Annotated in this window: 23 protein-coding genes; 16 read left to right on the top strand and 7 right to left on the bottom strand. The window is 68.0% G+C overall.

The genetic code is table 11. The annotated features are described in order from the left end of the window. Positions 1–30: 30 nt before the first annotated feature. Both FB468_RS04260 and FB468_RS04255 read right to left on the bottom strand, forming a co-directional pair. A complete protein-coding gene (locus tag FB468_RS04260; RefSeq protein WP_246055751.1) occupies positions 31–621 on the bottom strand; it encodes a DUF3515 family protein in 591 nt (196 codons plus the stop codon). 116 nt (positions 622–737) lie between these two features. Then, positions 738–1,733 carry an IS481 family transposase gene (locus FB468_RS04255; protein ID WP_141886239.1) on the bottom strand — a complete coding sequence of 332 codons (996 nt, stop codon included), beginning with the start codon at positions 1,731–1,733 and terminating at the stop codon, positions 738–740. 177 nt (positions 1,734–1,910) lie between these two features. On the opposite strand from FB468_RS04255, the gene thiL reads away from it, so the two are divergent. Together thiL and FB468_RS04245 are read left to right on the top strand one after the other, a co-directional pair. Beyond that, complete coding sequence (thiL, locus tag FB468_RS04250; RefSeq protein ID WP_141886238.1) at positions 1,911–3,008, top strand: thiamine-phosphate kinase; 1,098 nt, start codon at positions 1,911–1,913, stop codon at positions 3,006–3,008. Positions 3,009–3,065: 57 nt separating this feature from the next. Continuing rightward, positions 3,066–3,689: an SIMPL domain-containing protein gene (locus FB468_RS04245; RefSeq protein ID WP_141886237.1), complete on the top strand. Its 624-nt coding sequence runs from the start codon at positions 3,066–3,068 to the stop codon at positions 3,687–3,689. Between the two features lie 41 nt (positions 3,690–3,730). On the opposite strand, the gene FB468_RS04240 is transcribed toward FB468_RS04245, so the two are convergent. Then, entirely contained in the window at positions 3,731–5,017 is a 1,287-nt protein-coding gene (locus FB468_RS04240; RefSeq protein ID WP_141886236.1) for a PucR family transcriptional regulator, read from the bottom strand. A 116-nt stretch (positions 5,018–5,133) separates the two neighbouring features. On the opposite strand from FB468_RS04240, the gene gabT reads away from it, so the two are divergent. Further along, positions 5,134–6,468, top strand: coding sequence for a 4-aminobutyrate--2-oxoglutarate transaminase (gene gabT, locus FB468_RS04235; RefSeq protein WP_141886235.1), 1,335 nt, complete (start codon positions 5,134–5,136; stop codon positions 6,466–6,468). Positions 6,469–6,552: 84 nt separating this feature from the next. After that, positions 6,553–8,019: an NAD-dependent succinate-semialdehyde dehydrogenase gene (locus FB468_RS04230; RefSeq protein ID WP_141886234.1), complete on the top strand. Its 1,467-nt coding sequence runs from the start codon at positions 6,553–6,555 to the stop codon at positions 8,017–8,019. Between the two features lie 233 nt (positions 8,020–8,252). On the opposite strand, the gene FB468_RS04225 is transcribed toward FB468_RS04230, so the two are convergent. Both FB468_RS04225 and FB468_RS04220 read right to left on the bottom strand, forming a co-directional pair. Then, positions 8,253–8,843, bottom strand: a complete 591-nt coding sequence (locus FB468_RS04225) for an RsmD family RNA methyltransferase (protein ID WP_141886233.1) — start codon at positions 8,841–8,843, stop codon at positions 8,253–8,255. Between the two features lie 2 nt (positions 8,844–8,845). Next, positions 8,846–9,697, bottom strand: coding sequence for a tyrosine-protein phosphatase (locus tag FB468_RS04220; protein WP_141886232.1), 852 nt, complete (start codon positions 9,695–9,697; stop codon positions 8,846–8,848). A gap of 93 nt (positions 9,698–9,790) precedes the next feature. Here FB468_RS04220 and FB468_RS04215 point away from each other — a divergent pair, with 93 nt between their 5' ends. From FB468_RS04215 to FB468_RS04165, 11 genes are all read left to right on the top strand, one after another. Then, on the top strand, positions 9,791–12,046 hold the full coding sequence (locus tag FB468_RS04215; protein ID WP_141886231.1) for an ATP-dependent DNA helicase RecG: 2,256 nt from the start codon (positions 9,791–9,793) through the stop codon (positions 12,044–12,046). A 171-nt stretch (positions 12,047–12,217) separates the two neighbouring features. After that, a complete protein-coding gene (locus FB468_RS04210; RefSeq protein ID WP_141886230.1) occupies positions 12,218–13,132 on the top strand; it encodes an ABC transporter ATP-binding protein in 915 nt (304 codons plus the stop codon). Positions 13,133–13,184: 52 nt separating this feature from the next. Beyond that, positions 13,185–14,054, top strand: a complete 870-nt coding sequence (locus FB468_RS04205; RefSeq protein ID WP_141886229.1) for an ABC transporter permease subunit — start codon at positions 13,185–13,187, stop codon at positions 14,052–14,054. Between the two features lie 108 nt (positions 14,055–14,162). Next, positions 14,163–15,455 carry a sensor histidine kinase gene (locus FB468_RS04200; RefSeq protein WP_170219620.1) on the top strand — a complete coding sequence of 431 codons (1,293 nt, stop codon included), beginning with the start codon at positions 14,163–14,165 and terminating at the stop codon, positions 15,453–15,455. 104 nt (positions 15,456–15,559) lie between these two features. Next, the gene (locus FB468_RS04195; protein ID WP_141888123.1) at positions 15,560–16,243 is read left to right on the top strand and encodes a response regulator; all 684 of its coding nucleotides are present in this window, start codon (positions 15,560–15,562) and stop codon (positions 16,241–16,243) included. A gap of 34 nt (positions 16,244–16,277) precedes the next feature. Next, entirely contained in the window at positions 16,278–16,772 is a 495-nt protein-coding gene (gene coaD / locus FB468_RS04190; RefSeq protein ID WP_141886227.1) for a pantetheine-phosphate adenylyltransferase, read from the top strand. Between the two features lie 53 nt (positions 16,773–16,825). After that, the gene (locus tag FB468_RS04185; RefSeq protein WP_246055749.1) at positions 16,826–17,317 is read left to right on the top strand and encodes a YceD family protein; all 492 of its coding nucleotides are present in this window, start codon (positions 16,826–16,828) and stop codon (positions 17,315–17,317) included. A 13-nt stretch (positions 17,318–17,330) separates the two neighbouring features. Further along, positions 17,331–17,534, top strand: a complete 204-nt coding sequence (gene rpmF, locus FB468_RS04180) for a 50S ribosomal protein L32 (protein WP_119283991.1) — start codon at positions 17,331–17,333, stop codon at positions 17,532–17,534. 75 nt (positions 17,535–17,609) lie between these two features. Continuing rightward, positions 17,610–18,374, top strand: coding sequence for a ribonuclease III (rnc, locus tag FB468_RS04175; RefSeq protein ID WP_246055748.1), 765 nt, complete (start codon positions 17,610–17,612; stop codon positions 18,372–18,374). Further along, complete coding sequence (gene mutM, locus FB468_RS04170; protein ID WP_141886224.1) at positions 18,375–19,376, top strand: bifunctional DNA-formamidopyrimidine glycosylase/DNA-(apurinic or apyrimidinic site) lyase; 1,002 nt, start codon at positions 18,375–18,377, stop codon at positions 19,374–19,376. It abuts the gene before it with no gap. 21 nt (positions 19,377–19,397) lie between these two features. Next, the gene (locus FB468_RS04165) at positions 19,398–19,811 is read left to right on the top strand and encodes a hypothetical protein (RefSeq protein ID WP_141886223.1); all 414 of its coding nucleotides are present in this window, start codon (positions 19,398–19,400) and stop codon (positions 19,809–19,811) included. Between the two features lie 110 nt (positions 19,812–19,921). On the opposite strand, the gene FB468_RS17655 is transcribed toward FB468_RS04165, so the two are convergent. Continuing rightward, positions 19,922–20,437: an HXXEE domain-containing protein gene (locus FB468_RS17655; protein WP_141886222.1), complete on the bottom strand. Its 516-nt coding sequence runs from the start codon at positions 20,435–20,437 to the stop codon at positions 19,922–19,924. A 91-nt stretch (positions 20,438–20,528) separates the two neighbouring features. Here FB468_RS17655 and FB468_RS04155 point away from each other — a divergent pair, with 91 nt between their 5' ends. After that, positions 20,529–20,960 carry a hypothetical protein gene (locus FB468_RS04155; protein WP_141886221.1) on the top strand — a complete coding sequence of 144 codons (432 nt, stop codon included), beginning with the start codon at positions 20,529–20,531 and terminating at the stop codon, positions 20,958–20,960. Here the strand turns inward: FB468_RS04155 and FB468_RS04150 are convergent. After that, on the bottom strand, positions 20,957–21,442 hold the full coding sequence (locus FB468_RS04150; protein ID WP_170219619.1) for a DUF1877 family protein: 486 nt from the start codon (positions 21,440–21,442) through the stop codon (positions 20,957–20,959). The two genes, FB468_RS04155 and FB468_RS04150, sit on opposite strands and share 4 nt — an antisense overlap. Positions 21,443–21,656: the final 214 nt, after the last annotated feature.

Raw genomic sequence — 21,656 nt, 5'->3', positions numbered from 1 at the left:
GCGCCGCTACTCACCCGAGGGTGTCTCGCGCTATTCCCCCGAGGGTGCTTCAGGGGCAGTGCCGTCGGGCGTTTCGGCCGTCGACTCGTCGGGCGCCACGTCGGTCTGCGGTTCGTCCCCGAACTGGGAATCGTCGATCGTGTCTGTGATTGCCGTGCACTTGCGCTCCTGCGGGAGCTTCTTTACGGACGCGCTGAGCTCAGTGATGACGTTGGTGCCTGACACGCCGTCATCGAAGTTCACGATCACCTCGAGGCCCGGGCTACGGCCGTACGCTTCGAAGCGGAACATCGGTGCGCGCGAGTCGTCAATGATCCAGTCGACGCCGTTGACCGACACGCAGCTGTCTGTTGTCGGCCCGCTCGGTTCGATGCCGCAGTAGAGCAGCACGCTCGCGGGGTCTCCCCAGGCGCCCGTTGACTGGGCGTTCGTGTACCGGCGGTCGAGCCCGTCAACGGTCGACGGGAGCCGAACGATGACGTCGGCGCAGGCGGGGTTGTTCGCGTCGGCCGCTGGCTCCATCGGAACGTCTTGCGAGCACCCGGTCAGGGCCGCGGCGATAGCCCCGGCAGAGACGACGAGAGCGGCGGTACGGACAGTACGGGCGGCACGAGCTTTCACCCTCCAAGCCTATCCGGTGCCGTGCGGCAGAGCCGGAGAGCGGGCTGAGCGTCGCGGTGTCGGCTGAGCGTCGCGGTGTCGGCTGAGCTTCGCTGTGCTGGCTGAGCCTCGCTGTGCTAGCTGTACTGCCCGGGGAGGTTGCTCGATAGTCGTGTGACTGGCGGGAGCTGCCCGATGGCCGAGTGGGGCCTGTGCTGATTGTAGTAGTGCAGCCACGCGGGGAGCGCTTTCCGTCTCGCCTGCTCTGAAGAGTAGTGCCGACTGTACGCCCACCCGTCCGCGAGGGTGCGATGGAACCGCTCGATTTTCCCGTTGGTCTGCGGCCGGTACGGGCGTGTCCACTTCGGTGTGATTCCCAAGCCGCTGCAGGCATCACGCCAGGCGTGAGAGCGGTACGCGGATCCGTTGTCCGAGAGCACCCGCTCGACCCGCACCCCGCGATCTTGGAACCAGGACACGGCCCGCTGGAGTACTCCGATCGCGGTCTCGGCCCGCTCGTCATCGTGGATCTCGGCATACGCGACTCGGGAGTGGTCATCGATCACGGTGTGCACGTAGGCGTGCCGCATCAGCACGTCACGCCTACGGCTCCGTTCCTTCCCGGGAGTCGCAGCCCGGTTCTTCCCACCCTGGACTCGTCCGACCGTGCGCCAGCCTCCTCCGTCAGGAATGTTGCCGAGCTTCTTCACATCGACATGGATCAGGGAACCCGGATGCGGGTGTTCGTACCTGCGGGCTGGTTCCCCGGTCTTCCGGTCGATGTGGGAGAGCCGGTTCAACCGTTCCCGCACCAAGACTGCGTGAACCGTGGAGGGTGGAAGCTGCAGGAGACCGCCGATCTCGACCGGGCCGAGTCGGCGCGTGATCCGCAGGTGCTTGATCTTCCGCACGATCGGGCGCGGGGTCTGGTTCGGGTGGGCGTGCGGGCGAGAGGATCGGTCGGTCATGCCGGCGATCCCATGCTCGGCGTAGCGGCGAGCCCATTTCTGAGCGGTCGGCCAGGCGACGTGGAAATAGTCAGCGGCGTGCGCGACTGTCCATCCTTCATCGATGATGAGGCGGGCGATGCGGAGTCGTTGGCGTGGGGTCAGGGCTGCGTTAGCGTGGGACACGAGAACCTCCGGTGTAGAGCTGTAGTGGTAGCAGCTCCACTCTGCCCGGAGGTTCTCGTCTCTGTCACGGAGTCCAGATCAAACAACGACCCTGGACACTACAGCTAGCTGAGCGTCGCTGTACGACCTTGCGCGTCCCGGCATGGACCGCCCCCTGCCGCGCGGTACCGTTGAGCTATGCAGACAGTTCGTGAATCTGGCGATGGGCACGTGGGCGTCACGGTCGGGGAGCTTCGCGAGTCGGGCGTGCTCGCCCGTATCCTCGCCCAGCTCGGCCCAGCTCGGGCGGCCTCGATCGGTCCCGGTGATGACTGCGCGGTGCTCTCGTCTGTCGGCGACGTCGTCGTCACGACCGACACCATGATCGAGGGGCCCGACTTCCGCCTCGCGTGGCACCGTGGCTTCGACCTCGGGTGGAAACTTGCCGCCACGAACCTTTCCGACGTCGCGGCGATGGGGGCGCGGCCGACAGCGCTCACGGTCGCGCTCGCGTGCCCAAAGACGACGCCCGTGGCGCTCCTCGAGGAGATCGCACGCGGGATCGACGCCGCCTGCCGCGCGCTCGCGCCGGGCTGCGGCGTCGTTGGCGGTGACCTCGGGCAGGCCCCCGTGCTCACGGCGGCAGTCACCGCGCTCGGCGACATGGAGGGCCGCGCCCCTGTGACGCGCGCCGGCGCTGCGCCTGGCGACACGGTGGCATACGCGGGTCCGCTGGGGCTCGCCGGCCTCGGGCTCGCCCTGCTCTTCCAGCACTGCTCCGACGAGGAGGGCGTTGCTCACGCGGAGGGGCTTCCTGAGCTCCGGGAGCGCCACGCCGCGGAACTCGCCGCGCAGTTTGCCCCCGCTGCGCCGATCGGGCTCGGAGTCGTCGCGAGTGAGGCCGGGGCGACGGCGATGATGGACGTGTCCGACGGACTCGCGCTCGATGCCGCAAGGCTCGCGCGCGCGTCGGGCGTCGCGCTTGACCTTGCGAGTGACGTGCTGCGCGGGGCGTTCGGCTCGCAACAGGGGGTTGCCGTGCCGCTCCGCGCTATGCTTGAGGGCGGGGAGGACCACGGGTTGCTGGCCACCTTCCCCGCGGGCACCGAGCTCCCGGCAGGGTTTCAGGTGATTGGAACGGTCACGGAGCTCGGGAGCGCCGCACCCGCTGCCGGCACCGCCGCGCCCGCTGCCGGCACCGCCGCGCCCGCTGTCGGTTCCCTGAGCGTGGACGGTGAACCCTATGCGCCGGGCGGGTGGGATCCATACAATAAGCTCACAACGCTGGGCAGCTAGCCCGGGGTACGCTGCGGCTCGACGGTGGGTTTCCACCGCGAAGGTGGGGAGACACCGATGACGAACATTACTGTGATGGGTTCGGCCGAGGCGCGTGTGCCCGCCGACCAAGCCGACATCTACGCCTCCGTCTCGAGCCGAGACGCCGCGCGCGAGGTCGCCCTCGAAGCAGCGAACGCCGCGCACGCCGGGCTCGTCGAACGCGCGAAAGCGCTCGTCGCCGAGGGCGCAGCTCTCGAATACGTCGCAGACCCCGTTTCGACCTACTCGAACTCCTGGCGCGACGAAAACGGCAACAACATCGTCGAGCACCAGGCTCACGCCAACGTGCGCATCGTCTTGAGCGCGCTCGACCGGGTCGGCGAGGTCGCGGCAGAGCTCACCGGAAGCGGCGCCGACGTCCGCGTGCAGTGGGAGCTGAGCTCGGCGCTCCGCGAGGAGTGGACCCGCAACCTGCGAAGCGCCGCCGTGAACGACGCCCGCTCCGCCGCTGAAGACTTTGCGGCCGCCATCACCGCGCCCAGCCTGACACTCCTGTCACTGCGCGACGGGCGTGCTGGGGGCGGCCCGTCGCCGATCGGTGAGGCCCGCTTCGCGATGTCGGCCGCGGCTGCGCCCGAGGTCACGGTGGGCCAGATCTCAGTGAGCGTCCAGGTCGAGGCGTCGTTCTCCGCTAAGTAAGGCGCTGAGCAGGGCGCTAAGCAGCCGGGCCGAGCCCTGCGCTAGTGCTGGGCCCCGGCGGGCGGCGCGGCGATCCGCATCGCCGTCCACAGCTCAGACCGCGTATCCGGCGAGTCAATGTCCCGCTGCAGCAGGCTCGCGGCGGTGCGGATCCGCGCGCGCAGCGTGTGGCGGTGGATCCCGAGCTCCTCGGCCGCGGGGGAGAGCTGGCCGTTGTGGCGCAGCCACGCCTCAAGGCTCCGCTCGATCTCGTCGGCGTGCTTGCGGTCGTGCGCGCGCACGGGGGAGAGGAACCCCGACGCGCGTCGGCGGGCGTCCTGGCTCTCGCCGATGAGCTGGAGCAGCCCAGCGTGCATCGCCGGCCGGTACTCAACGATGCGGTTCGCGGCACTCGGACGCGAGGCGCTTGCCGCTACCCGGCCAGCCGCCTCGCCCGCACCCGACCGATCCTGCGCGAGTGAGTGCTCGAGCGCCCGGTCAGCCTGCGCGACCAGCTCGACGAGGTCGTCGAGCGAGCCGCGCTCCGACAGCCCCCCAGGGATGCCGCGCGCGATCCGCTTCGCCGTCGGAATTTGGCCCGGCTCGCAGATGATCAGCAGGCGTCCGTCGACGACGCCCGCGGCGCTGCCGTCTCCGAGCGCGTCGAGATCAAGCTCCCGGGGCGAGCCGGGGAGCGCGATGACCGAGACCTGCCCGCGCGGCAGCCGCGGGAACAAGGGGCCTGCGACCTCCTCGGCGAGGTCACGCCGTCCGGCGATGAGCAGACGGACGACCGCGGTCGCGAGCGCCGCCTCTGCGCGGTCGAGCCCGGCGCGGCGCGCGGATCCTGATTGGGATCCAGGGCGTGAGCCAGTTCCCGCGCGTTCCTGCGCGATCCGATCCAGGTTCTGGGCATGGACGGCGGCGTCGATGAGCCGCGCTGCCGCACGCGTGATCGCGATGAACGGGGTGTCGTAGGGGACGCGGATGAGGGGGAGCGCGAGCTTCTCGCACGCCTCGACGAGGGTCGGCGGGATTCGGTCCCAGCGAATCCCGACACCGACACCGAGCGCGGTCGTTCCCGCGGCGACGAGGCGTGACACGTAGGCCTCGGCCGTGCGGATGCCGAGCGTTCCCTTGAACTGTGCGCCCGTCGTGAGCAGCACGGTGCGGGGGGTGAGGAACGGCGTAGGATCCGTGAGGTCGGTCGAGTGCACCCACTGCACCGTGCGCGAACCCGTCTCGCTGTCACCGCCCGCGACCACCACGAGACCGAGCTCGTAGTCGCGGAGGAGCGTGTCGAGATCGATCCAAGAGTGGATTGCCGGTTCGGCGAAATATTGCATCATCAAACGCCATTATGGCACTCTTCGCTGAGGTGCACCGGCCCTATCCTTGGAGGTGTCCGGCGCTGTGGTGGGAAACCGCTCACGCGCCCAACCCACTCAACGTAAAGGAGACATCCATGACTCTCACCGGCGGCCCCTCACTCCCGCAGGAGCGCAAGCTCGTCACCAGCATCCCCGGCCCGAAGTCGCAGGAGATGCTCGCACGAAAGAACGCAGCTGTCGCAGCTGGCGTTGGCGTTGCTCTTCCCGTCTCGATCGTTGCGGCAGGCGGCGGCGTCATGGTTGACGTCGACGGCAACTCGCTCATCGACCTCGGTTCCGGCATCGCCGTGACCGGCGTTGGCAACTCGGCACCCGCAGTCGTCGAGGCCGTGACCGCGCAGGTCCAGCAGTTCACCCACACCTGCTTCACCGTCACCCCCTACGAGGGCTACATCGCCGTCGCCGAGAAGCTCAACGAGGTCACCCCCGGCGACCACGAGAAGCGCTCCGCACTCTTCAACTCGGGTGCTGAGGCGGTTGAGAACGCGATCAAGATCGCCCGCCACTTCACCAAGAAGAACGCCGTCGTCGTCTTCGACCACGCCTACCACGGCCGCACCAACCTCACCATGGGGATGACCGCGAAGAACATGCCGTACAAGGATGGCTTCGGCCCCTTCGCGCCCGAGGTTTACCGCGTACCGGCTTCGTACCCGTACCGCGACGGCCTGACCGGCGCAGAGGCAGCTCAGGTTGCCATCACGCAGATCGAGAAGCAGGTTGGCGCTGACAACCTCGCAGCCATGATCATCGAGCCCATCCAGGGCGAGGGCGGCTTCATCGCTCCGGCCGAGGGCTTCCTCCCCGCGCTGCAGGAGTGGGCGACCGCGAACAAGGTCGTCTTCATCCTCGACGAGGTGCAGACCGGCTTCGCCCGCACCGGCGACCGCTTCGCTGCCGACCACGAGGGCGTCGTCCCCGACCTCATCACCACCGCGAAGGGCATCGCAGGCGGCCTCCCGCTGTCGGCAGTGACCGGCCGCGCCGAGATCATGGATTCGGCTCACGCAGGCGGCCTCGGCGGCACCTACACCGGCAGCCCGATCTCGTGCGCCGCTGCGCTCGCGACGATCGACACCTACGAGAAGGAAAACCTCGCTGCTCGCGCAACCGAGATCGGCGCGATCATCACCGAGTTCTTTGCTGAGCTCCAGAAGAACGACGACCGCATCGGTGACATCCGTGGCCGCGGCGCCATGATGGCCGTCGAGTTCGTTGAGTCGGGCTCGAAGAACCCCGCAGCCGCGCTCACCAGCGCGATCGCGAAGCACGCAGCGAACGAGGGCGTCATCCTCCTCACCTGCGGCACCTACGGCAACGTCGTGCGCTTCCTCCCGCCGCTCTCGATCTCCGACGAGCTGCTCCGTGAGGCCCTCCAGATCGTCGCTGACGCGCTGGCAGCGAACTAACACCCACCCCACCCGCTCCCGAGGCACCGCGCTCTCGGGGCACCGCGCTCTGTGAGCGCATTTAGTCTGAAAGGAAACCCGCTCATGGCTTTGAAGCCCAACGAACAGGAACTCCTCGACCGCGTACCCTCCGGGCTCGCAATCGGTGGAAAGTGGGAGGACTCGACCTCCGGTGCGACGTTCGACGTCGTAGACCCCGCGACCGGCGCCGTCATCAAGACGATCGCCGACGCCACGGTTGAGGACGCAGTGCGCGCCCTCGACTCGGCAGTCGCAGTGCAGGACGAGTGGGCAGCGACCTCGACGCGCGAGCGCTCGAAGATTCTGCGCCGCGCGTTCGACCTGCTCATGGAGCGCAAGGAAGAGTTCGCGCTGCTCATGTCGATGGAGATGGGCAAGCCCATCGCCGAGGCTCGTGGCGAGGTGAACTACGGCGGCGAGTTCCTCCGCTGGTTCTCGGAAGAGGCCGTGCGCGTGCGCGGCGACTACCGCCCGAACCCCGAGGGGACCGGCAACATGGTCGTCTCGCACATCCCGGTCGGGCCGTGCTACTTCATCACGCCGTGGAACTTCCCGCTCGCGATGGCAACCCGCAAAATCGCTCCGGCGCTCGCTGCTGGTTGCACCGTGGTCATCAAGCCCGCAGCGCTCACCCCGCTCACGACGATGTTCTTCGCGCAGCTGCTCGAAGACGCTGGCCTGCCCGCAGGCGTCGTGAACGTCGTGCAGACGTCGAAGTCGAGCGCTCAGTCGAGCGCCCTGCTCTCGGACACCCGCCTCCGCAAGCTCTCGTTCACCGGCTCGACGCCGGTTGGCGTGACGCTGCTCCAGGCCGCTGCGCAGAACGTGCTCCGCACCTCGATGGAGCTGGGCGGCAACGCTCCGTTCGTCGTCTTCGAGGACGCAGACCTCGATAAGGCTGTTGAGGGCGTGCTGCTCGCGAAGTTCCGCAACATCGGCCAGGCGTGCACCGCTGCCAACCGCATCATCGTGCACGAGTCGGTCGCAGACGAGTTCGCTCGTCGCGTCGGCGAGAAGGTTGCTGCGATGACGATCGGTCGCGGCGCTGACGAGGGCAACGACATCGGCGCGCTTGTCGAGGAGAAGGCAGTGGCGAACACCGCCCGCCTCGTCGCAGACGCTGTCGAGACCGGCGCGACCATCGTCACTGGTGGCGAGGCGATCGACGGACCCGGCAACTTCTTCCAGCCGACCGTCATCGACAAGCTCAGCCCGCAGTCGGCGATCATGCGCGAGGAGATCTTCGGACCCGTCCTCGGCATCATCCGCTTCTCGACTGAGGACGAGGCTGTCGAGCTCGCGAACAACACCGAGTACGGCCTCGTGAGCTACGTCTTCACCGAGAACGTCGCTCGCGGACACCGCATGATCGAGAAGCTCGAGACCGGCATGATGGGCCTGAACACCGGCCTCGTGTCGAACGCCGCGGCTCCCTTCGGTGGGCTCAAGCAGTCGGGCATCGGCCGCGAGGGCGGCTTCGAGGGGATCCACGAGTTCCTCTCGACGAAGTACACTCTCATCCCGCGCTAACACGCGGTAGATGCTGCGGGGCCCGGGTCGTTGACCCGGGCCCCGTTTGCGTTGAGGCGTTTTGGGGTTTGGTCGCGCCGGTGCTGTGCGGTTTGGTCGCGCCCCTGTTATTTGGGTTGGTCGCGCCTTCCGTATGGGATCGGCACAGGGAATCGGCCAGTGCTTGCGTGGCGGGCATACCCAGTGCATATCCGATACCGACGGGCCGAAGGCCAATGGTTTGGGTGTCGGAGCTAGACCGGCTCAGACCACCACAACACGGTCTCGCCGTACGCGCGGTTTCGGATCGGCGCGAGCCCAGCTGGCAGCGTCGGCTCGGGGGAGCGGCTGCTCCGCTCAACGAGCACGACGGCCTCGGGCGCGAGGAGCGGCACGAGAGCCGTGAGGTTTGCCGTGAGTGACTCCTCGTCGAGATCGTACGGCGGGTCGATGAGCGCCACGTCCCAGTGCGCCCCCGAACCGCGCGCGAGCTCTCGGTCCAGGAAAGCCTGCACGGACTGGCGCTCGACCTTGACGGACGGGGCGATATCAGGCCCTTGACCGCGCCACGCCTGCAGCACCGTCTTCGCGTTGCGCCCGGCGACCTGCGCTGCCTGCGGGTGCTTCTCGACGAGCGTCACCGACGAGGCCCCTCTGCTCGCGGCCTCAAGTCCGAGCGCCCCTGAGCCAGCGTAGAGGTCGACGACTCGCGCGGACGCGACGACGCCCCACGACTCGAGTGCTGAGAAGATCGCCTCGCGTACCCTGTCGCTCGTTGGGCGGGTGCCAGCTTTTGGCACCTCCAAGCGCAGCGAGCCGGCTCGGCCCGCGATGATGCGTGTCACGGTCAGGCCTTCGCGACGAAGCGGTCGGCGAGCGCGGCGAGCCGCCCCTCGGTGAGTCCGAGACCGCGGACGAAGTAGCCCTCGATCGACCCGAAGCGCTCGCGCATCTCGTCGAACGCGGCCTGAAGCATGCTCTCGTGCACCGTGAGGACGGGCTTGATGAGCGAGGAATCAACGCCGTTGCGCTCCGCGCGCTCGAGCATCGGCTCGATCATCGGAAGAATGTCGACGTTGGTCTGCAGGTAGTCGGCCATGGCCGTCTCCTCGTCGGCGCCGAGCAGCAGCAGGAAGGACGCAGCGGCCCAGCCTGTGCGATCCTTCCCCGTCGTGCAGTGGAAGAGCGTGGGGGCGTAGTCGCCCGGCTCCGTGAGTGCCTCGTAGAACCCGCGGAACGCCGTGATCGCGGAGTCGCTTGAGACGATGAGCCGGTTCGAATCCTGCAGGATTTTCACGCCGCGCCCATCGCCGAGCCTCTCGCTCATCTTCGCGCGAATGGCGACGAGCTGCTCCTCCGTGACCTCGCCGCGCCCCTCGTCACCCGGCATGCCGAGGTGGGCGAGGCTCGCGGAGAGGTCGCGCGCGTGGTCGCCGAGCACGTCGAGGTCGACGCCTTCGACGCCCGCGGGGAGCCTGTCGGGGGCGGAACGCCGCTCGCCCGCGGTGCGGAAATCGACGACGCGCCGGATCCCGAGCCCCACGAGCGCCTCGCCGTCTACCGGGGAGACAGCGCCGAGCGTTGCCGACCGGAACAGGAGACCCTGAGCTACGGTGCCTCCTGCGACGGGAAGCCCACCGAGGGTGCGCAGGTTCGGCACGGTTACGAGCGGGATGCGGCGATCGAGTGTTTCTGTCACACGCCCAGACTACCCCTGTGCTGGTTACCCATGTGCAGACTACCCCTGTGGAAAATCGCGCGCATTGTCGGTCGCTGCCGCTAGCCTTGATGCATGGCGACCGTGACTCTCGAATCACCGCTCAGCGGGATCATCGGTGGGCGGAGCGCGAAGGCCCTTGAGAAGGCGTTCGGCGTCGTGACCGCGCAAGACCTGCTTGAGCACCTGCCGCGCCGGTACTCCCGCCGGGGCGAGCTGACCCCGCTCGTTGGCCTCCCCGTCGGCGAGCAGGTCACGGTGGTCGCGCAGGTGCTTGACGTGCAGGTGCGGCGCATGCAGCGGCGCCCGGGCCAAATCGTCGAGGCCCGCATCACCGATGGCGTCGGCACGTTGACGCTCACCTTCTTCAACCAGGCCTTCCGCGCGAACGAGCTCAGGGCCGGGCGCCAGGGCATCTTCGCAGGCAAGGTCTCGGAGTACCGTGGTGCCTACCAGCTGCAGCACCCCGACTACGAGTTCTTCGACGCCGACGCCGAGGTGCCGGGCGGTGCGCAGCTCGAGGAGGCGGCTGCGAAGGCCTGGGCTGAGACCCCCGTGCCGATCTACCCGGCGACGACCCAGATGCCGAGCTGGACAGTGGCGCGCTCGGTAGCGATGGTGCTCGACGCGCTCACCGATGTGCCCGACCCGCTTCCCACCCAGCTGCTCCGCTCCGAGGGGCTGCTCGCGCTCGGCGCTGCGTTTGAGGCCGCCCACCGCCCCCGCAACGACTCAGACTGGCGCTCGGCGCAGCGCAGCCTGAAGTTCCGGGAGGCGTTCGACCTGCAGCTCGCCCTGCTCTACCGGCGGCGGCAGCACGCCGCAGAGCCCAGCACTCCCCGGGAGCCGGGCGCCCTCCTCGAAAGCTTCGACGCCGCACTCCCGTTCACCCTCACGGGTGACCAGACCGAGGTCGGCCGCGTCATCGCGCAGGAACTCGCGCTTCCGCACCCAATGCACAGGCTGCTCCAGGGCGAGGTCGGCTCAGGTAAGACGCTCGTCGCGCTGCGCGCGATGCTGCAGGTCGCCGAGTCGGGCGGCCAGAGCGCGTTGCTCGCCCCGACCGAGGTACTCGCGTCGCAGCACTTCCGGTCGGTCGTGGAGGCGCTCGGCCCCGATCTCGCGGCGCGGCTCAACCCCGTGCTCGTGACGGGCCGCATGCCGGCCGCCGAACGCCGCAGGGCGCTGCTGTCGCTCGCCTCGGGCACCGCGCGCATCGCCGTCGGCACTCACGCCCTCATGAGCGAGGGCGTGACGTTCTATGACCTCGGACTGACGGTCATTGATGAGCAGCACAGGTTCGGCGTCGAACAGCGCGAGGCGCTCAGGCAGAAGGGTGCTCAGCCGCACGTGCTCGCGATGACCGCGACCCCCATCCCGCGGACCGTCGCGCTGACCGCGTTTGGCGACTTGGAGACGCTGACGATTCGCGAGCTTCCCCCCGGTCGGCAAGGGATCGAAACGTTCGTCGTGCCCGAGATCGAGATGCCGCGCCGCGCAGCGCGGGTGTGGGAGCGCGCCGCCGAGGACATCGAGTCCGGGCGGCAAATCTACGTTGTCTGCCCAGCGATCTCGGGAGGGAAGAGCCCGAGCCTTGAGGAGGGAGAGCTGGCCGCTGACGAGGCGGAGGCGACGACGGCGCCTTTGGCTGGTAGAGCCGCTGCTGGTACATCCGCCGCTGGTGCGTCCGCCGCTGGTGGACCCGCTGCGCAGGCCAAGCGGCCGCTCGCGAACGTGAGCGACACCGTGGCTGAGATCCGCGCGATGGCGCGATTCGCCGGGATGCGGGTCGAGGCGCTGAGCGGCGACATGCCCGGCCCCGAGAAAGATCAGGTGATGAGCGAGTTCGCCGCAGGCGACATCCACGTGCTCGTCGCGACGACCGTGATTGAGGTCGGCGTGAACGTGCCGAACGCCTCGATCATGATCGTGCGGGACGCCGACCGTTTCGGTGTCTCGCAGCTGCACCAGCTGCGAGGGCGCGTTGGGCGCGGCGCCCACGCCGGGCTGTGCCTGCTGATGAGCACCGCAGAGCAGGGCACGACCGCACGCGAGCGCATCGAGGCCGTCGCCGCCACGATCGACGGCTTCGCGCTCGCCGAGATCGACCTTGAACTGCGGCGCGAGGGGGACATCCTTGGCACGGCCCAGTCCGGCGGGCGTTCGACGCTCAAGCTCCTCAGGGTCACCCACGACGGCGAGCTCATCGCCCACGCGAGGGAGCTCGCCGGGTCGCTCCTCGATGTGGATCCTGAGCTCATCACCCACCCCGGCCTCGCCGCGATGATCTCGCGCGAAGAGGAGCACCTCGAGAATCTCGCGAAGTCGTAGGGTCAGTACCCCGCTGCGGAAGCTTTCCCAGCCGCATCCCTGAGTAGTGGTGGCCGCACGCGCAAACGGTACCCAGGTACTACTGGCGCGATACTCAAGTGGGATACGTGGGAGCGCTGCGTTTTCTAGGCTGAAGCCATACGCTCAACCTCCCTACCAAAAGGAGACACCATGATCGAGGCTCGCGGACTCACCAAGCACTACGGTGCGAAGAAGGCTGTCGACAACGTCAGCTTCACGATCAAGCCGGGGCAGGTCACCGGCTTCCTCGGACCGAACGGCGCCGGAAAGTCGACGAGCATGCGGCTCATGGTCGGCCTCGACAAGCCGAGCGCCGGAACGGTCACCGTGAACGGAGAACGCTACTCGGGGCTGCGCGCCCCGCTCGCTGAGATCGGCGTGCTGCTCGACGCCAAGGGCGTGCACCCCGGCCGGAGCGCGCGCAGTCACCTCCGCGCGCTCGCGGCGACCCACGGCATCTCGGACGCCAGGGTCAACGAGGTCATCGAGCTCACCGGCCTCGAATCGGTCGCGAACAAGCGCGTCGGCGGGTTCTCGCTCGGCATGGGTCAGCGCCTCGGTATTGCCGCCGCGCTGCTTGGCGACCCGAAGGTGCTCATCCTTGACGAGCCCGTCAACGGCCTCGACCCCGACGGCGTGCTCTGGGTGCGCAACCTCCTGCGCCACCTTGCGAGCGAAGGCCGCACCGTGCTGCTGTCGAGCCACCTTATGAGCGAGATGGCTCAGACCGCCGACCACGTGATCGTGCTCGGTCGTGGCCGCGTCGTTGCGGACGCGCCCATTTCGGACTTCGTCGGCAACGGCACGGCGCGAGTGACCGTGCGCAGCCCGCAGGCGGCAGAACTCGCCTCGCTCGTGATGACCGGCCGCCCAGACATCGACCTGCAGCCCCTTGACCGTGGCGACGGCCAGGGCTTCTCCGCTGCGGGCCTCACGGCGGCCGAGATCGGCGAGGTCGCGGCCGTGAACGGCATCGTGCTCCACGAGCTCACGCCCGTGACGGGCAGCCTCGAGGACGCCTACCTCCAGCTCACCCGCGACGAACTCGAGTACGCGGCTGGCTAGCCACCGCGCCGCTCGACCCCACTGACTTTTCGACGAACTGGAAACTCTCACCATGACTTCTCCCACGTACACGCCCCCCGCAACGCGTCAGACGTTCGCAGGCTCGGGCCGGGCGCCGCGGCTCAGCTTCGGCGGAGTGCTCAAGTCTGAGCGCATCAAGCTGAGCTCGCTGCGATCGATCCGCATCACCCTGCTCATTACCCTGCTCGCGAGCGCGGGCCTCAGCCTCCTCAGCGCCTGGGCGATGAAGAGCTCCTTCTCTTACGAGGGCGTTGAGGTTTTCGCGCTGTCCGGGGAGGCGCTGCAGAGCTATCTCCTCACGGTCTCGACCTTCGCTTCGCCCTTCCTCGCGCTGATCTTCGGTGTGCTCGGGGTCTTCGTGATGTCGAGCGAGTACTCGAGCGGGATGATCCTGTCGAGCCTCGCGGCGGTGCCGAAGCGCTCGCCCATGTACTTCGGCAAGGCGCTCGTCCTCGCCGCGATCGCGGCGATCACTGCGCTCGTCCTCGTCGTCCTTGGCCTCGCCATTGGTGTGCTGTTCCTCCCCGACGCGGCCTCCGAGATGTTCTCGGTACCAGTGCTCACGGGCGCGCTCGGCGCGATCGTGTACCTCGTGTGCGTCGCGCTGCTCGGCTTCGGCTTCGCTGCGATCCTCCGCTCGACGGCCGGAGGTATCTCGGTCGTCGCTGGCCTCATCTTTGTCCTGCCAATCGGGTTCCAGTTCCTGTCGATGACCGGCTGGGAGTGGGTTCCCACCGTCTCGAACTATCTTCCGCTGGCCCTCGGCAGCACGCTGAGCATGGGCGATGTCGCGGCGGGCACGGACCCGGGCTACTGGGGCGCGATGCTTGCGATCGTGCTGTGGGCCGCGGTGCCGGCGGCGCTCGGGCTCGCCGTGCTCAAGTCTCGCGACGCGAAGTAGGTTCGGCCAGGCTCGGTTCGGTCTCCCTCGGTTCGGTCCATGCGTGGCCGGACCGAGGGAGTTTCCCGCCCGCGCCAGTAGGGTAAGAGTGTGATGGGGGAGAGACCAATGAGTGAGGCCGCACGCGCCACCTCCGAGGCGTTCCTTCCGAACCCTCCGGGTGCGATCCGGCGCTGGGTTGCCGCGCATCCGCGCGCAATCGACCTCGGGATCCTCGTCTGCTATCTCATTGGCGCGATCCCGCTCGCGCTGTTCGACATCTTCAGCGTCCTCTACGACCGCTCTGACGGGAACGTCGTGGTGGCGGCCGCCTACACGCTTCTCGTGTCGCTGCGCCTCGCCGCCGGCACCGTGGCCCTCATCTTCCGACGCCGGGCGCCTCTGCTCGGCCTCATCATCGTCACGGTCGCCCTGCTCGGTGACGGCGGGCCGCTCATCGTCGCGAACGCGGTCGCGAGCTGGTTTCTGCTGTACGCCGTGCCGGTCTACCGCGACGTTCGCACGGGCTGGATCGCCTATGCCGTCGCGGTGGGCGGAAGTATTCTCGGGGCGTCAATCCCGTCGGCCTCGACGGTGTTCGGAGAGGACCCGCAGGGGCGGGGACTCATCGGCATCATCGTGCTCGACGCGATCTGGGCGCTCGCTGTGCTGCTCATCGGCATCAACCTCGGAAACCGGCGCCGCTACCTCGAAGCGATCATCGACCGCGCGCACCAGCTCGCCCGCGAGCGCGACCAGCTCGCGCAGCTCGCCGTCGCGGAGGAGCGCTCGCGCATCGCGCGCGAGATCCACGACATCGTCGCTCATTCCGTCTCGGTGATGATTGCGCTGTCGGAGGGCGGCGCTCGCGCCGTCGAGACCGCCCCGAAAGAGGCCGCGAACGCGATGCAGCGCAGCGCCGAGACCGGGCGCACCGCGCTCACCGAAATGCGCCGCCTGCTCGGTGCGCTGCAGATGAGCGAGGCCGCCGACATGGCGCCGCAGCCGAGCGTCGACGACATCCCGGGGCTTGTGCGCGGGTTCGAAGACGCGGGCCTGTACGTCGAGTTCGAAGACAGCCTCGGCAGCCTGCAGGATCGGCTGCAGGGCCTGGCGATCTTCCGCGTCGTGCAGGAGGGGCTCACGAACGTGCTGCGATACGCGGGCGTTGGCGCACGCGCGGAGGTGACGCTCAGCGGCACCCCTGCCGGGATCGAGATTATCGTCCGCGATCACGGCCGCCCAGCGAACACGGTCGGCCCGACGACGGGCCTCGGGTCGGGGCGCGGGCTCGCCGGGCTCGCGGAGCGCGTTCGCGTGTTCGGCGGCTCCATCGATTCGGGCCCCGCGCCGAGCGGCCCGGGGTGGCAGCTTCGAGCATTCTTCCCTGCCGGGCCCGCGGGCTCGATGCGTGCCCAGTAGTTGCGCGTGCCCAGTAGCTCGCCGGGGCTGCGGCATAGACTGATACCCAACGACATACCGATCGGAGAGGCGCGACCGTGAGCGATTCCACCCGCACCAGAATCATGCTCGTCGACGACCAGGAGCTGATCCGCACCGGCTTCCGCCTCGTGCTGCTGTCAGAGACCGACATGGAGGTTGTCGCCGAAGCCGGTGACGGCGGTGAGGCGCTCGCCGAGCTCGCGAGGCTCTCGGGCGAGGGGAGCGGTTGCGACGTCGTACTCATGGATGTGCGCATGCCGGGCATGAACGGCATCGACGCGACGAAGCGCATCGTCGCCGAGTTCCCGGCGACCCGCGTGCTCGTGCTCACGACATTCGACCTCGACGAGTACGCGATCGGCGCGATCCAGGCCGGCGCGAGCGGGTTCCTGCTCAAAGATGCGCGACCGACGGAGCTCGTCGACGCGATCCGGCGGGTTGCGAGCGGGGATGCCGCGATGGCGCCCGCGGTGACGGCCCGCATGATCGAGCGGATGCGCGAGACGGGCGGGGCAGCGCCGGCTGCACTGTTCGCGGCGCCCGGGCCCGGAAGCGACGCGCCCGTGGCCGCCGAACTCAGCGAACTCACGGAACGCGAACTCGACGTGCTCAAGCTCATTGCTGACGGAAAAAACAACACCGAGATCGGCGCCGAACTGTTCCTTTCCGAGTCGACCGTGAAGACGCACGTTGGCAGGGTCCTCTCAAAACTGCAGCTGCGCGACCGCGTGCACGCCGTAATCTTTGCAAAGCAGCACGGACTGTAGGGCAACTCTCGCCACAACCGCGTACTGTAGAGGCATGAGCAAAATCGCAGTGGTTCCCGGGTCGTTCGACCCGATCACCCTGGGCCACCTCGACGTCATCCGCCGCGCAGCGGCAGTCTTCGACGAGGTCCACGTACTAGTCGTCCACAATCCAGGGAAGTCGGCGATGCTGCCGATTTCGGAGCGCATGGCACTGATCCAGCAGTCGCTCGACGAAGACCCCGAGACCCCAGACAACATCATCGTTGCCTCGTGGTCGGTCGGCCTTCTCGTCGACTACTGCACCGAGGTCGGCGCTTCCGTTCTCGTGAAGGGCATTCGTTCGCAGCTTGACGTTGCGTACGAGACGCCCATGGTGCTGATGAACCGCAGCCTCGCGGGCGTCGAGACCGTCTTCATGCTGCCCGAGCCGTCGCACGCGCACGTGTCGAGCACGCTGGTGCGGCAGGTGTCGTCGCTCGGCGGTGACGTGAGCCCGTACGTTCCTGCTGCCGTCGCCCGCTTCCTCGCTTCGACGAGGCCCGCATAATGGCGCGGCTCTATGAGGAGAGCGTTCGCGACATCATGAACCGCCCGGGGGAGATGCGCGAGCGCGAGATCGACATCGTCGTTCCCGACCGCTTCGGCGAAGCGCTTGCCTCGATCCCTGAGGGCGAAAAGCTGTCGCTCGATGTGCGCCTCGAATCAGTACACGAGGGCATCCTCGTCTCTGCTACGGTGCGCTCGACGATGCACGCGGAGTGCGGTCGTTGCCTCCGCGATTTCACCGCGCCATTTGAAGTCGAATTTCAGGAACTTTTCGCGTATACTCCTACGGAGGCCGACGAGTATGGGGTTCACGGTGATCACGTGGATCTTGAACCCCCGCTCCGAGACGCGGTAGTGCTTGCACTGCCGTTCCAGCCTGTGTGTCGCCCGGACTGCCCTGGGCTCGATCCCGAGTCCGGCGAGTTGCGCGATGCCGAGGCTGCGATGGCGACTAATGTGGATGTTGATCCGCGTTGGGCGGCACTGGCTGACTTCAAGGCTGTAGAATCATTAGGTTCGGGTGTGCCCGAATCTGAGAGTAACTAGGAAAGAGAGCATCATGGCTGTTCCCAAGCGCAAGATGTCGCGTTCGAACACCCGTCACCGCCGTTCGGCGTGGAAGGCTTCGGTACCCGCACTCGTCAAGACTGTCGAGAACGGCAAGACCGTATACAGCCTCCCGCACCGCGCCCGCGTGGTCGAGGACTCGCAGGGCAACGCTCTGTTCCTCGAGTACAAGGGTCGCCGCGTAGCTGACGCGTAAGACTTACCCGTGAAGGGGAATGATCACTCACTCCCGCGACACGAACACGGAGAGCCGTCGGGCACCCCTCAGGGAGTGCCAGGCGGCTTTCTTCACGCGTTCGACGTTGCGGTTGACCAGGAGCTGCTCGAGCTCGCGCTGACCCACCGTTCGTGGGCCTACGAGCACGGGGCAGCCCCGCACAACGAGCGCCTCGAGTTTCTCGGCGACTCAATCCTCGGACAGGCGGTCACGGTGAAGCTCTACCGCGAGCACCCAGACCTCACCGAGGGCGAGCTCGCGAAGCGCCGTGCAGCGCTCGTGTCGACGCTCGCGCTCGCCGAGGTCGCCCGCGGCCTCGACCTCGGAGCCGAGCTGCGGCTCGGCAAGGGGGAGGAGCAGACCGGCGGCCGCGACAAGGACTCGATCCTTGCCGACACTGTCGAAGCTGTCATCGGTGCGGTCTTCCTGTCGACCGACCCCGACACCGCCGCGAGGTTCGTGCTGCAGCTCATTGACCCGCTGCTCGACGACCCAGACCGGTTTACCGAGGTACTCGACCCGAAGACGACACTCCAGAAGGAGGCCGCCACTCGCGGTCTCCCGAGCCCCGCCTACGACACCGAGGGAACCGGCCCAGACCACGCGCGCGTGTTCACGTCAACCGTGCGGCTCGGCGATGTCGTCGGTCGCGGCGAGGGTACGAGCAAGAAGGTAGCGGAGCTCGCCGCCGCCCGAGACGCGGCAGCCCAGCTGCGCGCTGCCCGCGCTGCCCGTTCGGGGCGCAAAGCGCGGCACAGCAGCAAGGCTGATCCGGCCTTGGTCGCGCAGCCTGGAGCCCCGGCCGCCGGACGCGCGTAGATGCCCGAGCTACCCGAGGTTGAGGTCGTGCGCGCGGGCCTCGCCCCGGCCGTCACCGGCGCGCGCGTCCTCGCCGTTGAGGTGATGGATCCGCGGGCGCTCAAACGCCACACGCCCGTTGGCGAGGAACCGGGCCTTGGCGGGCACGGCCGCACCCTCTCCGCGGAGACGGGCCGCGGGCGGGCCGGTGACTTCGAGCGCCGCCTCACCGGGCGCACGCTCACGGCGCCGCTGCGGCGGGGCAAGTTTCTGTGGATCCCGCTCGCGCCCGACACCGCGAGGCCCGGGGTCCCCGAAGGCGCCGGCGGCCCCGGAGAGCACGGCGGCCCCGGCGACCCCGACACGGCACTCCTCGCGCATCTCGGCATGAGCGGGCAGATGCTGCTCCGCGCGACCGACGCGGCAGATGACAGGCATGTGCGGATCCGGACCTGGATCGAGCACCCCGAACACGGCGAGCTCAGGCTCGACTTCTCGGATCAGCGCCTCTTTGGCTCGCTCGCGCTCGACACGCTGACGCCCACGGCGCCGGCCGGGTCGATCCCGGCGCAGGCCGCACACATCGCGCGCGATCCGCTCGATGAGTACTTCGACGACGCCGGGTTCGTCACCGCGATCCGGTCGCGCGGCGTCGGGGCGAAGAAGCTGCTGCTCGATCAGCGCATCGTCAGCGGTGTCGGCAATATCTATGCAGACGAGACGCTGTGGCGTGCCCGCGTGCACCCCGACACCCCGGGGGCGGCGATCTCGCCGCGGGGAGCGGTCGCGCTGCTGCACCACCTTCGCGAGGTTTTCGATCAGGCGCTCGCCGAGGGCGGCACGAGCTTCGACGAGCAGTACGTCAACGTGAACGGGCAGGCCGGTTATTTTGCGCACTCCCTGAATGCCTATGGCCGCGGGGGAGAGGCTTGCCCGCGCTGCGGCACCGCGATCAAGCGCGTCCCATTCGGCGGGCGGTCGAGCCACTACTGCCCGCGGTGCCAGCGGCGAAAGTCTTCGTAGCCGTGGAGCTGTTGAATCCGGGTGAAGTTTATCGTGCCGCTTGAGGTTTGGATTGTCGCAGGCGGGCTCGTCGTGCTCGCGATCTGCGTGTGGCGCGTCTGGGCGTGGACTGAGCGAAACCCCGGCGCCATTACGTCGCAGCTACCGCCACAGCGGTACCGGAGGGTTCAGCTGGCGCTCTTCGCACTCACGTCGGTGATGATGGGAGCAGTCCTGGCGGTGTTCCTTGTCTGGCGTGACCTCCCGTTCTGGGGCACGCTGCTCTGCCTGTGCTGGGCGCTGCTGCTACTCGGGCTGGCGCGAAGCATCGTCATCGCACGCATATGGCGATGTGGGTCGTGCAGGGCCGCGCTGCCCACGAGGATGCGGCGGAGCGGCACAAACCCCGCGAATGTGCTGAACTGCCCGAGCTGCGGTGCCGAGGTCGCGAGCTGAGCCAAGACACTTCATCGCGGCTGGCCAACTGGCTGGCTTACGCACCTCAGCGGAAGGGGCGTTGCCCGTGAGCGGAATGGACTGGTAGCGCAACTCTCGGTGCCAGCGGATCAGCGTCGCTGAAGCGTGCGACTAACGTGCGAGCGACCTTTCTCTCGTCGCGGCACCAACCTGGCCACTAGCTGACTGAGCACCGCCGTAGGGACGAGCAGAGACGCGCCCCGAGCGAGATCCTGAGAATTGACCGGTTGTCCCAACAGCCGAAGCTCATTTCGAGCCGCCCGCGCGCCTGGCAGCATAACCGGGACTGCGGTGGCGGCACCGGCCGTGTACCGTCGGAGCGCAAGCGACCCAGCGATATGGGTGTAAACGTGCGCCTCAAGCCCAGCCACTGTCGCCCGATACAGCCGAGAGCGCCCGCCAGTTCGTGCCCCCTGCCAACAGGCCGTCGCTACCGCGATTCCCATCAGCCCCACCGCGAACCAAGACTGACGCGCGTCCAGCCGAAGGGCCCCAACGCCCGATCGTGCAGCGAGATGCTCACATGTAGCGGGGAAGGCCAGGGCCTCTTCGACATCGTGAATTGCCCAGGCAGCAAAAAGGAGCGAGGGGCCACGGAGCTTCATGAGTGCAGTCTAGGGGACCTTCTTGGCGGGTACGCGCACTCTTTGCGCGAGGTGCGCGACGATGAGTCCGGGGGTTGCTAGGGTGGCCACTATGAGCGTAGGCGAGGGAACGGAGTCGTCTGGACCTGTGCGCCCCATCTTTGTGGAGATAGCGATCGCACTGGTGGCAGCCGGGCTCGCCTGGCTCACGGTGCCTGCCCAGGGCGTTGTGATGCACTGGGATGCTGATGGTGTCGCCGGTTGGTCGCTTGGCGCAGCTGGCTATGCAACAGTCACGGCGATCGCGACGTTTCTGCTTGGTCACTTCATCTCGCTCGCCGTCACAGCCAAGACAGGGTTCCTGTTCAACTGGCTCGCCCCGACCGCCGCGGGCGTGTTCTGGGTGGCGTACGCCTCGCTCGAACGGCTGTGGCCCGACGCATTCTCGTTCGTCAGCGCGCTTACGGTCGCCGTCCTGGGCTATGTTCTGGGGTTATGGCTGAAGCTCTGTCGAACCGACGACGGCGAGAACTCAACGACCTAGTGCAGCACGTTAAACACGACGTGGGCGTGCTCGTCCCGCGCAGCAAGGAAGAATTCCCGGAGCCCTGACAGCGCTCCAAGCGCGTACGACTCTTCATCTTGCCCGAACTCGGGGTTGCGGAGCTCCTCAGGCATTTCGGCGTATGCGCGGGAGAAGTCTGCGTCGGTGAGGTACTCCAGGTAGGTGGCGACTTCAGCGGCCTCTGCTGGCGTGAGATAGGTGACCCAGGATTCGTCGTCGTCCTGCTGGAGTGAGCGCGAACCGCCGATCACGCCGCGCGCCGGCCACGGGCCCTCATCTCCGGCGGGCGACAGTGCGCAGGCGATCGGGTCCCATGCCTTGTCGGTCTCGCATGCGAGCGTGAACACAGTGGGGTCTTCTTCGTAGGTCGTGAGGACGGTGAGGAGGGCGTCGTCGCCAGCGGCCGCAAGCACTGGTGCGATCTGCTCGTCAGTGAGCCGGAAGTGAAGTCCGAGTTGCAAACCGTGTATCGCTTTCTGTCGATTGGCAGGGCAATTTCTGTCGATTGGCAGGGCCATGCCTGGCCACCCGACTAGCGTAGCGGCCCCGGATCGTGGCGCGCGGAACCTGCGTCTGCCAGAATTGTCGCCCAGGTGCAGGCCTCGATTCTGTTTGGAGGGGGGGGAAGCGATGCCCACAGACGCGGCGCTTATCGATTCGGCTATCGCGCGGCTT

Origin of the sequence: Leucobacter komagatae (genome assembly GCF_006716085.1) — a bacterium.
Taxonomy (GTDB): domain Bacteria; phylum Actinomycetota; class Actinomycetes; order Actinomycetales; family Microbacteriaceae; genus Leucobacter; species Leucobacter komagatae.
This window is presented reverse-complemented; position numbering and strand designations above follow the sequence as displayed.